Below are 12,003 nucleotides of genomic sequence, written 5' to 3' on the forward strand. Positions count from 1 at the left end.
TCAGCTCCGCGGGGCGCGCGGCTGCGCGGTGGTCTCTGCCAGGTGTGCGCTGTCTGTCAGGTGTGCGCCGTCCGTCAGGTGTGCGCTGTTGGTCCGCAGGCGCTCCTCCTCGGTGGCGGAGGCGAGCTTGCGCAGCCGGAACAGGCGGCGTCCGATCCAGCCGCGCCGCAGCGGCTCGGCCAGGTCGGGGTCGGGCCGCGGGTCCTCGGCGTCGTACGGGAGCAGTTCCTCGACGACGAACCTGTTCCGCGCGAACACCTCGGACCAGGTGCGCGCGGTGGGCACGCTGATCCCGGCGCCGGCATCGACCAGGTCGCCGCTGAGGGTGCACAAGTGGTCGGCGAGCAGCAGCTGTCCGCCGTCCACGACCGCCGCGTCGAGGCGGGCGAAGAGGGTCTGCTTGTCCTCCACGCGGTGGCAGGCGTCGACGCCGTACGCCAGGTCGTACTGGCCGGGGAACGGGTCCAGCGGGCCGCTCTGGTGGAAGAGCGCGACGCGGTCCTGCAGCCCGCGCCCGGCGATCGTCCGCCCGGTCGCGTCGACGAGCTCCTTGTCGCCGCTCACGCCGTGCACGATCAGCGCCGGGTGGTCCGTGGCGAGGTCGAGGAGCGGTTCCCCCTCGCGTACGCCGAACTCCACGACGGCGCCGAGCTGTTCGAGGTCGGTGTCGGCGAGGAGGGTCCTGGCCGCGGCCTCGGGGGCTCCCGAGACCTCCGGCGTCCCGGGGGCGGCCGGAGCCGCCTTCGCCACGGCGGCCCCGCGCCCCTTGCCTCCCTGCGCCTTCGCCAGCCGCCGCAGCAGATACGCGGCCAGCGGGCCCGGCGCCGGCTGGTCGAAGACCAGGGTGACGGGGAGCCGCAGCCCTGTGGCGCGGCCCAGGCGGTTGCGGAGCTCGACCGCGGTCAGGGAGTCCAGGCCGAGCTCGACGAACCCGGTGTCGGCCCCGATGGTCGCCGGGTCGGTGGCCAGGACGGAACCGACCTGGTGGCAGACCAACTCCAGGAGCGTGGCGAGCTGTTCGGCCTCGGGGAGAGCGGCGAGCCCGTCGAGGCTCCCGCTCTCCGGCGCCGCGACGGCGGCCTTCGCCCCCGGCACGGCCCGGACCAGCCCCCGGTGCAGGGGGTGTCCCGCGCCCGACTCGGCCTGGGCGCGCAGCGCGGCGAGGTCAAGGCGCATGGGCACCTGGAGCGGCTCGTCGGCGCCGCGGGCCAGGTCGAAGAGCGCGAGTCCGTCCGCGGAGGGCAGCGGCAGCAGGCCGCCGCGCGCCATCCGTCCGGTGTCGCCCTCGCTGAGGTGCCGGGTGAGGCCGGTGGCCTGCTCCCAGTAGCCCCAGGCCAGGGAGGTGCCGGGCAGTCCCTGTGCCCTGCGGTGCTGGGCGAGGGCGTCCAGGAAGGAGCTGGCGGCGGCGTAGTTCGACTGGCCGGGGTTGCCCAGCACACCGGCCGCGCCGGAGAAGAACACGAACTCGGCGAGGTCGAGGTTCCTCTCGCGCGTCAGCTCGTGCAGGTTCAGCGCGCCCTCGGCCTTGGGCCGCAGGACGCGGGCGAGCCGCTCGGGGGTCAGCGCGTCGAACACGCCGTCGTCGAGGTCGCCCGCGGTGTGCACGACGGTGCCCAGGGGGTGCGCGGCGGGGATGCCGTCGAGCACCTCGGCGAGCCGCGCGCGGTCGGCGACGTCGCAGGCGAGCACGGTCACCTCGGCGCCCGCGGCGGTGAGTTCGGCGGTCAGCTCGGCCGCGCCGGGCGCCGCGGGGCCGCGCCTGCTGAGCAGCACCAGGTGCCGGGCCCCGCGCGCGGTCACCAGGTGTCGCGCGAGCATCCCGCCGAGGATGCCGGTGCCTCCGGTGATCAGGACGGTGTGCTCGGGGTCGGGGCGGCGCGGCACCCTCAGGACGATCTTCCCGACGTGGCGGGCCTGGCTCATGAACCGGAAGGCGTCCGGTGCGCGCCGCAGGTCCCAGGCGCGCCGGGGCAGATGGCTGAGGACGCCGCGCGCGAAGAGGTCCACGATCTCGTGGAGGATCTCGCCGATCCGCCGCGGGCCCGCGTCCACGATGTCGAACGCCCGGTACCGGACGGCGAAGTGCTCGGTCGCGACCTGCCCGGCGTCGCGGATGTCTGTCTTGCCCATCTCCACGAACCGGCCGCCGCGCGGCAGCAGGCGCAGCGAGGCGTCGACGAACTGGCGGGCGAGGGAGTCGAGGACGACGTCCACGCCGCGTCCCTCGGTGACGGTGCGGAACTTCTCCTCGAAGCCCAGGTCGCGGGAGGAGGCGAGGTGGTCGTCGGGCACGCCGAGGTCGCGCACGGCGTCCCACTTGGCCTCGCTCGCGGTGGCGAAGACCTCGGCGCCCAGGTGCCGGGCGAGCTGGACGGCGGCCATGCCCACGCCGCCCGCCGCCGCGTGCACGAGGACCGACTCGCCGGAGGTCAGGCCGCCCATGTCGACGAGGCCGTAGTAGGCGGTGGCGAAGGCGACGGGGACGGCGGCGGCCTGCTCGAAGGACCAGCCGTCCGGCATCGTCACGACCGTGTGCGCGTCGGCCACGCAGACCGGGCCGAGGCCGCTGGGGAAGAGGCCCATCACGCGGTCGCCGACGGCGAGGTGGGACACGTCGGCGCCGACCTCGGTGACGATCCCCGCCCCCTCGGCGCCGAGCGTCAGCTCTCCGGGGTACATGCCGAGGGCCCCGAGTACGTCACGGAAGTTGAGCCCCGCGGCACGCACCTCGACACGCACCTGCCCTGCGGTCAGCGGCGCCTCGGCGGCGGGCCAGGGCAGCAGGGCGAGGTTCTCCAGGGTGCCCGCGCCACTGGTGTCCAGGCGCCATGCGGTGCCGTCGCCCGGGGGCACGAGCGCGCCGTCCGAGGCGAGCGGGGCGAGGCGGGCCACCGTCGCCTCGCCTTCGCGCAGGGCGAGCTGGGACTCGGCGGCGTCGGTGGCGGCCGCGACGGCCGCGGGCAGTGCGGCGGCCGACGCCTCGGTGCCGTCCACGTCGACCAGGAGGAGCCGGTCGGGGTTCTCCGCCTGCGCGGCCCGCAGCAGACCCCACACAGGGGCGTGGGTCAGGTCCTCGACGTCCTCGCCGACACGGGTGGACACGGCCCGCCGGGTCACGACCACCAGGCGTGCCGCGCCCTGCGTCTCGTCGGCGAGCCAGTCGCGCACCAGGTCGAGCGCGCGTGCGGTGGCGGCCCGGAACCCGTCCGCCAGGTCGTCCGGCCGCTCGGCGTGCAGGGACACCAGGGCGGTCCCGCCCGCGCCGTCGTCGGACACGGCCGTGCCCGCGCGGCGCAGGGCGTCGGCGAGGCCGAGGTCGTCGGGGCCCGCGACCGTCCACGTCCCGGTGGACGCGTCGGCCGGGGTCAGCGGGGTCCAGTCCAGGCGCAGGAGTTCATCGGGCAGGGCCGTGGACGCGGGTCCCTGCCGTACGCCGGTCGCGGATCCGCCCCGTGCGCCGGTCAGGGGGCGCAGGACGAGGGAGTCGAGGGCGGCGAGCGGCCTGCCCTCGGTGTCGGCGACCTCCGCAGAGACCGCGTCGGTCCCCGCGGCGGTGAGGCGCACCCGCACGGTGGCCGCTCCCCCGCCGAACAGGCGCATCCCTGACCAGGAGAACGGCAGCAGGCCGCCGCCGTCGCGGACGAAGCCGCCGAAGCCCATGGCGTGCAGGGCCGAGTCGAGGAGCGCGGGGTGCAGGCCGTAGCGGGCGGCGTCCGGCGCGTCGTCGAGCGCGGCCTCGGCGAAGACCTCGTCGCCGCGCCGCCACACGGCGCGCAGTCCGCGGAACGCGGGCCCGTAGGCGTAACCGGCGTCCGCCATCACTTGGTAGTAGTCGTCCACGGGCACGGACTCGGCGCCGGCCGGCGGCCACACCGCGAGGTCGGATCCGGCGTCGGCGTCGGCGGGCGCGAGCAGCCCGGCGGCGTGCCGCGTCCACGGCCGCGCGCCCTCCTCGGCTCCGGGGTCGGCCATCGCGTACACCTCGACGGGCCTGCCGCCCGTGGCGTCCGGTGCCCGGACGACGAGTTGCAGTCGGGCGCCACCGCGCTCGGTGAGCGTGAGCGGGGCCTCCAGGGTGAGCTCTTCGAGCCGTCCGCAGCCGAGCGTCCGGCCGGCGTGCAGCGCCATCTCCACGAAGCCCGTGCCGGGGAAGAGCACGGTGCCGGACACGGCGTGGTCGGCGACCCAGGGGTGCGTGGCCAGGGACACGTCACCGCTGAACACGGTCCCGCCGTCGGCGAGTTCGACGACGGAGGTCAGCAGCGGGTGGCCGGGCGCCTGCTCGGCGGTGGCCGAGGCGGGCGGCTGGGGCGCGGTGGATGTCCTGGACGACAGGGGCGGGGTCGGCGTCCTGGACGGCTGGGGCGCGGTGTCGTCGATCCAGCAGACCTTGCGTTCGAACGGGTACGTCGGCAGCCCCGGCTTCCGCACGGGCGCGCCCTCGCCCTCTTCGTGGAGCCCGCTCCAGTCGACCACGGCGCCGCGCACCCACAGGTCGGCGATCCGGCCGAGGTCCCGCTCGCGCAGGGCCGCGTCCAGTCCGGCCGGGTCCACCCGGGCGGCGGTCGCCGCGAAGACGGCGTCGGACGGGCGGCCCCTGCGCCAGCGCGTGAGGTGGCCGCGCAGTTCCTCGGCGCCGGAGGCGACGACCGCCAGACGGTGCGTCAGGTCCACCCGTCCGACCTGGAGCGTGTACGCGATGTCCGCGAGGTCGGCCGAGGGCCGCTGCGCGAGGAAGTCGAGCCAGATGTCGACGTACGCCCCGAGCCGTTCCTCGGTGTGCGCGGAGAGGGCGAACACGACCGGGCCGCGGGCGGCCGGCCGACGGCGCGCCTCGGGCTCGGGCGCCTCCTCGACCACGAGGTGCGCGTTGGTGCCGCCTCCGCCGAGTCCGGTGATGCCCGCGCGGCGCGGCGCGGGCACGCCGTCGACCACGACCCGCTCCCACGGCACCGGGGTGTCGGAGAGCTCGAAGGGCAGCCGTTCGACGTCGATGGCCGGATTGAACTCGTCGGGCAGCCGGGTCGGCGGCAGCGTGCGGTGCTGGAGGGCGAGGACGACCTTGAACAGTTGCGCCATGCCCGCCGAGGCCTCGCCGTGGCCGATGTTGGGCTTCAGGGAGCCGATGCGGAACCGTCCGCTCGCCCCGGTCCTGTCCTCGAAGGCCTGGGTGAGCGCGGTCATCTCGACGGCGTCGCCGATCTCCGAGCCGTTCGCGGTGGCCTCCACGTAGCCGATGGTCCGCGGGTCGACCCCGGCGTCACGCAGGGCCTCCCGGATCACCTCGGCCTGGCGCTGGGAGCTGGGGCTGGTGAACCCGATGGTCCGGCCGTTGTGGTTGACGGCGCTGCCGCGGATGACGGCGCGCACCGGGTCGCCGTCGCGCAGGGCCTCGCGCAGCGGCTTGAGCAGGACGACACCGACGCCCTCGCCGGGCACGATGCCGCCCGCCTCCGCCCCGAACGACGCGCAGTCGGAGCGGTCGGAGAGCAGCCCCACGGTGGCCAGTTCGACGTACGTCGACGGGTGCAGGTAGAGGTTCACCGCGCCGGCGAGCGCCAGGTCGCAGCGGCCGGAGCGCAGGCTCTCGACCGCCTCGTGCAACGCCACGTGCGCCGAGGAGCAGGCGGTGTCCACGGCCTTGCTGGGGCCGCCGAGGTCGAACTGGAAGGAGACGCGGTTGACCATGTCGCCGAAGGAGGTGCGGGGCATCTCCAGGCGGCCCTCGGAGCCGAGTTGGGTGAAGCCGTGCTTCGCGCCGCCCGCGAACACGCCGATGCGGCCGCGGACGTCGGCGGACAGCTTCGAGGGCGCGTGGCCCGCGTCCTCCAGCGCCTTCCAGCACTCCTGGAGGAAGAGCCTGACCTGCGGGTCGGTGTTGCGCGCCTCCTGCTCGGTGAAGTTGAACAGGGCGGGGTCGAACCGGTCGAACCCGTCGAGGAAGGCACCCCACTTGGAGTGGCTCTTGCGCACCACGTCCTCGCCCTCGGGCCGCGGGTCGTAGTGCTCCCGCCAGTCCCAGCGGCGGGCCGGGATCTCGGTGACGGCCGAGCGGCCTTCCATCAGGAGCTGCCAGTAGGCGTCCTGGTCGGGGGCGTCGGGGAAGGTGCCGCTCATGCCGATGACGGCGATGGCGCCGTCGAGTGCGTCGTGTTCACCGTGTTCACCGTGTCCGTCGCGTTCGCCGCTCTCGGCTTCGGCCTTGTCGGGCTCGGCTTCGGCTCCGACTTCGACGGCGGAAGCCGATTCCGGTTCCAGTTCCGGTTCCGCTTCCGGTGCCGGTGCCGGTTCCGCGGCACCAGGCGTGACCGCTGCCGTCGTGCCGTCCCACCCGAGGAACGCCCTGCACGCGTCGGGGAACCGCTCGGTCAGGTGCCCGGCCACGTCCTCGACCTTCGCGAACTCGAAGAAGAGGGTGCGGGAAGCCGCGGGGAACGCCTCGCTCAGGAGCTGGTTCAGCCGGGTGCGCGTGATCGAGTCGATGCCGAAGCGGTCCAGCTGCTCCTGGGGGTCGACCTTGCCGTCGCCCTCGCCGTCCACGCCCCCCGTCAACTCGGTGGCCATCAGGGCGATCCGGTCCTCCATCGCCCGCGCCAGCCGCTCGGGGCGCTGCTCGGCGGCGGGCTGCGTGGCGGCAGGTACGGACGTGGCAGCCGGGACCGGCACCGGCCCCGGTGCCTGAACGGGCACGGAGGCGGACGCGAGCACGGGCACGGAGGCCGCGACTGTCCCCGTCGCCGTGTCCCGTATGCCGTGGTGGGTCCTGGCGAACGGATAGCCCGGCAACGGCACCCGGTGCAAGGTGCCGTTCCTGTGCAGGCGGCGCCAGTCGACGGGGCCGCCGCGCACCCACAACTCCGCGACCTGGGCGAGCTTTCCGCGCTCCAGCCACTTGCCGACGGCCTCGCGCAGCTCGTCGTCGTCCCCGAAGAGCCGTACCACGTCGCCCCGCGCGTCGACCTCGCCCGCCCAGCAGTTCTCGGGGAGCTCCTGCCCCGTGGCCAGGGCCCGGAGCCCGGCGACGAGTTCGGCCCGGTCGCGGACGATCAGGGCGGCGCGCGCCGGGAGTTCGGCCCTGCCGAGCTGCAGGGTGCGGGCCACGTCGGCGAGCGGCGGCAGCGCTCCCCCGCCGCCGGAGAGGGTCTCGGCGCGGGAGCCGGTACCCCTGGCCTCGGCGGCCAGCAGCGCCAACTCCCCTGCCGTACGCCCCTCATGGAGCGCGTCGGCCTCCAGACGCGACCCGAACCCGGCGTCCAGGGCCTCGCCGATGCGGGCCAGCTGCTCCGGACGTACGCCGTAGGAGTCCAGGCGCTCGTCCGGGTCGATCTCGTCGGCGGCGACGCCCAGGACGTCCGCCACGACCGCGCACACCCGCACGGCGTCCACCGGCAGCGGGGAGACGGAACTCTCCGGGTGCGCCGCCTCCAGGTGCGCCGCCTCCAAGCGCTCCGCCTCCAAGTGGTCCGCGAGAACCTGCGCGCAGGCGCGCAGCCGCTCGGGGGTGCGGGCCGACAGCGGCACGAGGTGCGGTCCGCCGTCGTCCGCGCGGGCGGCCGCGGCCGCGTCGGGCACGTACTGCTCGACCACGACGTGCGCGTTGGTCCCGCTGTGCCCGAAGGAGTTCACCGCGGCCATCAGCGGGGCGCCCGTGGAGCTCTGCCAGGGGCGTGCCGCCTCGTCCGGGACGAAGGCCGAGTCCTGGAGGCGGATCAGCGGGTTGAGCCGGCGCAGGGTCGGCATGCCGACGAGCCTGCCGTGCCGCATGGACAGCAGGACCTTGATGAGCCCGACGACTCCGGCCGGTGCGCCGGTGTGGCCGATGTGCGCCTTGGCGCTGCCGATGGCGCAGAACTCCCGCTCGCCGGTCAGCCGCCGGAAGGCCCGGACCAGGGCGTTGGCCTCGACGGGGTCGCCGAGCGCGGTCCCGGTGCCGTGCGCCTCGACGTATCCGACGCGCTCGGCGGGGATGCCGAACCGCTGGTACGTGTCGAGGACGAGCTCCTCCTGCGCGGCGCCGTTGGGCGCGGTGATGCCGTTGCTCGCGCCGTCCTGGTTCATGCCGGTCGCGCGCACCACTCCGTGGATGTGGTCGCCGTCGGCCACCGCGTCGGGGAGCCGCTTGAGCACGAGGACGGCCACGGCTTCGGAGTACACGGTGCCGTTGGCGTCGGCGTCGAAGGTGCGGCACTGTCCGCTGGGCGACATCGCGCCGCTGTCGACGAGGAGGTCGAGGCCCCTGGCGTCCAGACCGGCGTTCACGCCGCCGACCAGCGCGAGCGAGGACTCGCCCGAACGCAGGCTCTGGCAGGCCAGGTGCACGGCCGCGAGCGAGGACGAGCAGGCCGTGTTGACGACGAGCGCGGCGCCGCGCAGGTCGAGGAAGTACGAGAGGCGGGACGCGACCAGCGCGTCCGAGGCCCCGGTGAACGACTCGTGCGGGTAGCCGGTGGGCTCGGCGCCGATGAACAGGCCGGTGCGGGAGCCCGCGAGCGACGTCGGGTCGAGCGCGGCGTCCTCCAGCGCGTGCCAGCTCTCCTGGAGCAGGAGCCGCTGGTTGTGGCTCATCAGGTCGGCCTCGTGCGCGCGGATGCCGAAGAACTCCGCGTCGAAGCAGTCCCGTTCGGCCAGTGCGCCGCCCCAGCGGTAGCCGCCGGGGTCGTCCGCGGCGACGTAGTGGTCGGGCAGCTCGCCGTAGCCGACGCGGCCCTCGGTGAGGTTGTGCCAGAACTCGCGTACGTCCGCGGCCCCCGGGAACTGCCCGGACATGCCGACGACTGCGATGTCCAGCATCCCTGGGCGGTCGTGGTCATCCCGATCGGTCCCCGGGGCGGCCGCCGGGGCCCGGCGGCGCGCGTCCAGCAGGTCGCGCGCCGCGTCGGCGCCGACCGCTCCCCTGGCGTATCCGTCGAGGATGTCGCGGAAGTCCGCGCTGCTCATCGTTGCTCCCTCGTGGCCAGCTCGGCGTCGAGCAGGTCGAGCACGTCGGCGGCGGAGAGCTCTCCGGCCGCGAAGCGTGCCTCCAACTTCACGATCAGGTCGTCCGGTGGTGATGGCGCTGCCGGTGCCGGTTCCGCATCCGGTTCCGGTGCCGGCGGGCCGAGCAGGTCGGCCAGGTGGTCCGCGAGCCGTTCGACGGAGGAGAACTCGTACAGGGCGGCGGCGTTCAGCTCGACGTCCAGCTCCTGCGCGATCTGCCCGACGAACGTCGAGCCGGTGATCGAGTCGACGCCCAGATCCGCGAAGGCCGTCGAGGGCGACAGGTCGGCCGTGGGCACGCGCAGCGTCCTGGCGAGCCGTTCGACGAGGAGCCGCCGGATCTCCGGGAGCCGTTCGCCGTGGCCCGGCGCGCTCCGCCGCGCGCCCGCCTCCGCCCGTTCGGTCACCGCGGAGGGCACCGCCACGGGAGCGGCGGCCCGCATCCCGATGACCTGCCGGTGCCGGTCCGCGCGCAGCAGCCGTACCGCGGTGTCGAAGCAGGCGGCTCCCTCTCCGTCGTCCAGGAAGCCGAGCGTCGGGTAGTCCTTCGCGGCCTCGCCGAACGAGGCGCGCCAGGCACCCCAGTTGACGATCCCGACCGGGAACCGGGCCGCGGGTCCCACGGATCGCGCGAAGGCGTCGGCGTAGGTGATCCCGGCCGCGTAGGCGGCGTGGGTGCCCGCGCCGCCGAAGGAGAAGGCCTGCGCCGAGGAGAAGTAGCAGAGGAAGTCCAGCGGTTCGTCCGCCACGGCCTCGTACACGTTGCGCGCGCCCGCGGCCTTCACCGCGTAGTGCGCGCGGAACTCGTCCTCGCCCAGGTCGGCGAGGGCGCCGGGCGCGCCGGTGATGCGGGTGGCGCCGGCGAAGAGCACACCGTGGATCCCGCCGAGGAGCGCCTTCGCCTCGGCCATCGCCCGGCGCGCCTGCGCGGGGTCGGTGACATCGCCCCGTACGTAGCCGACGCGGTCCCCGTAGAGCGCCTCGCGCACGGCGGGGTCGCCCTGCGGCCTGCGTCCGACGCAGACGACCTTGGCGTCGTACCGGTCGATGAGGTGGCGGCTGACGACGCGTCCGACGAATCCGCTGCCGCCGACCAGCACGTAGGTGCCGCCGGGCCGGATGCCCGGCAGTCCGGGCCCGGCCGCCTCGGACGGCTCCACGGGCCGGACCTCCTGCCGGTAGCGGCGGCCGCCGCGCAGCGCGACGAGATCACCGGCCGGCGACGCGGGTTCCGCGGCCACCGCGGCGGCGACCGCGGCGCGGCCCTCGGGCGTCCGCAGGTCGTCGCCCGCCACGTCGAGGTTGCGCACGGCGAGGCGTCCGGAGTCGCGGGCCACGAAGTAGGTGAGCCCCGCGAGGCCCGCGCCGTGCGCTCCGCTGGGCTCGCCGGCGACCGACTGGGTGTCCTGGGTGACGACGTGGAGGTCGGTGGTCGTACCGGCGGGTGCGAGCCGCTGGACGGCCTTGACCAGGCGGAGCAGGGCGAGTTCGGGACCGGCCGTGTCCACGGTGGTGTCGGGGGCGGAGCCGGTGACGACATGCACGCGGTCGGGAGCGGGGCCGTCGAGGGCGAGGGGCCCGTCGAGGGGACGCCCGGTCACCGCGGCGCCGCCGCGCCGGTAGTGCTGTGCCAGGGCGTCGGCGAGCGCTGTGCCCGTCCGGTCGGCCGCGATCAGTACGGTGCGCGGCGCGCGACCGCGGTCGGGGGTGGCGTCCGACTCCACCCAGCGGGGCACCGTCAGGAGCCCGGGGGGCGGAACGACGGGGGCCTCGGGGGCGGGAAGGGGGTTCGGGTGCCGGGCGGCGCCCTCGGTGGGCACCCAGTGCCTGTCGCCCGCGAAGGGGTACGTCGGCAGGGCCACGCGGCGCGGCCGGTCCGCGTCCGATGCCGCGGGCCAGGGGTGGGCGTGCCAGTCGACGGTGGCGCCGTCGGACCAGCGCCGCGCCGTCTCGTGAAGTGCGGTGGCGCCCGCGGCCGGGCGCGTCCCGTGGACGGCGAACTCGTCGAGCAGACGGCCGAGTTCGTCGGTGTCGCGGACCACGAAGGCGACGCGCACGGGCCACTCGACGCGGCCGACCTGCAACGTGTACGCGATGTCGCGCAGCGCCTGGCCGGTGCCGCCGCCGGTGGGCGCGCCGAGCGCGTCCCGCAGGCGCGCGGCGCTCTGCCGCAGCTGCTCATCGGTGCGGGCGGAGAGCGGCACGAGGACGGGCCGCGGCGCGGCGACCTGGGCAGGTGCCGAAGGCGAGGCGGGCGGCGCGTCCTGCGCCGCGTGCTCCCCCGTGTACTCCTCCAGGACGATGTGCGCGTTCGCGCCGGTGGCTCCGAAGGAGCTCAGGCCCGCGCGGCGCGGTCCCTGCGGGGGTGCGGGCCAGGCCGTGGTCTCGCGCTGCAGCCGGAAGGGTGTGCCGTCCAGGCCGAGCAGCGGGTTCACGGTCTGCGCGTGCAGGGAGGGCACCAGCGTGCGGTGGTGCAGTTGCAGGGCCGCCTTGGTCAGGCCCGCGATGCCGGCGGCGGACTCGGCGTGCCCGATGTTGGACTTCACCGAGCCGAGCGCGCAGAACCCTGTCTCGTCGGTGTCCCTGGCGAACGCGGTGGTCAGGCCGCGGACCTCGATCGGGTCGCCGAGCGAGGTGCCGGTGCCGTGCGCCTCCAGGTAGCCGATGGAGCGCGCGTCGACGTCCGCGGCGGCGAGTGCGGCGGAGATGACGGCGGCCTGGCCGACCGGGCTCGGCACGCTGAATCCGCTGGCGGCGCCGACGTGGTTGACGGCGGACGCGGCGACGACGGCGTAGATGTGGTCGCCCGCGGCCTCGGCGGCGACGAGCGGCTTGAGGACCACCGCGCCGACGCCCTCCGCCGAGACGTAGCCGTCTCCACCCTCGCCGAAGGAGCGGCAGCGGCCGTCCGAGGAGTGCATGCCGACCTGGCCGTAGGTGCGGTACTTGCCGGGGTGCAGCGAGAGGTTGACGCCGCCCGCGATCGCGACCTCGCACTCCCGGCGGCGCAGGCTCTCCACCGCCAGG

2 protein-coding genes (1 of these 2 running past the window's edge) are annotated in these 12,003 nt (G+C 75.4%); both read right to left on the bottom strand.

What is annotated here, in order from left to right; all coding sequences use genetic code 11:
• Complete coding sequence (locus ACZ4D5_RS22600) at positions 1-8,937, bottom strand: SDR family NAD(P)-dependent oxidoreductase (protein ID WP_467774177.1); 8,937 nt, start codon at positions 8,935-8,937, stop codon at positions 1-3.
• Positions 8,934-12,003, bottom strand: the final stretch of a protein-coding gene (locus ACZ4D5_RS22605; RefSeq protein WP_467774178.1) for an amino acid adenylation domain-containing protein. 20,525 nt of this gene lie beyond the right edge of the window; only the last 3,070 of its 23,595 coding nucleotides appear in the window; the start codon falls outside the window, past its right edge — the gene reads right to left on this strand; its stop codon occupies positions 8,934-8,936. Before ACZ4D5_RS22605 ends, ACZ4D5_RS22600 begins: the two co-directional genes overlap by 4 nt.

This window comes from Streptomyces sp. NPDC025651, from assembly GCF_055558735.1.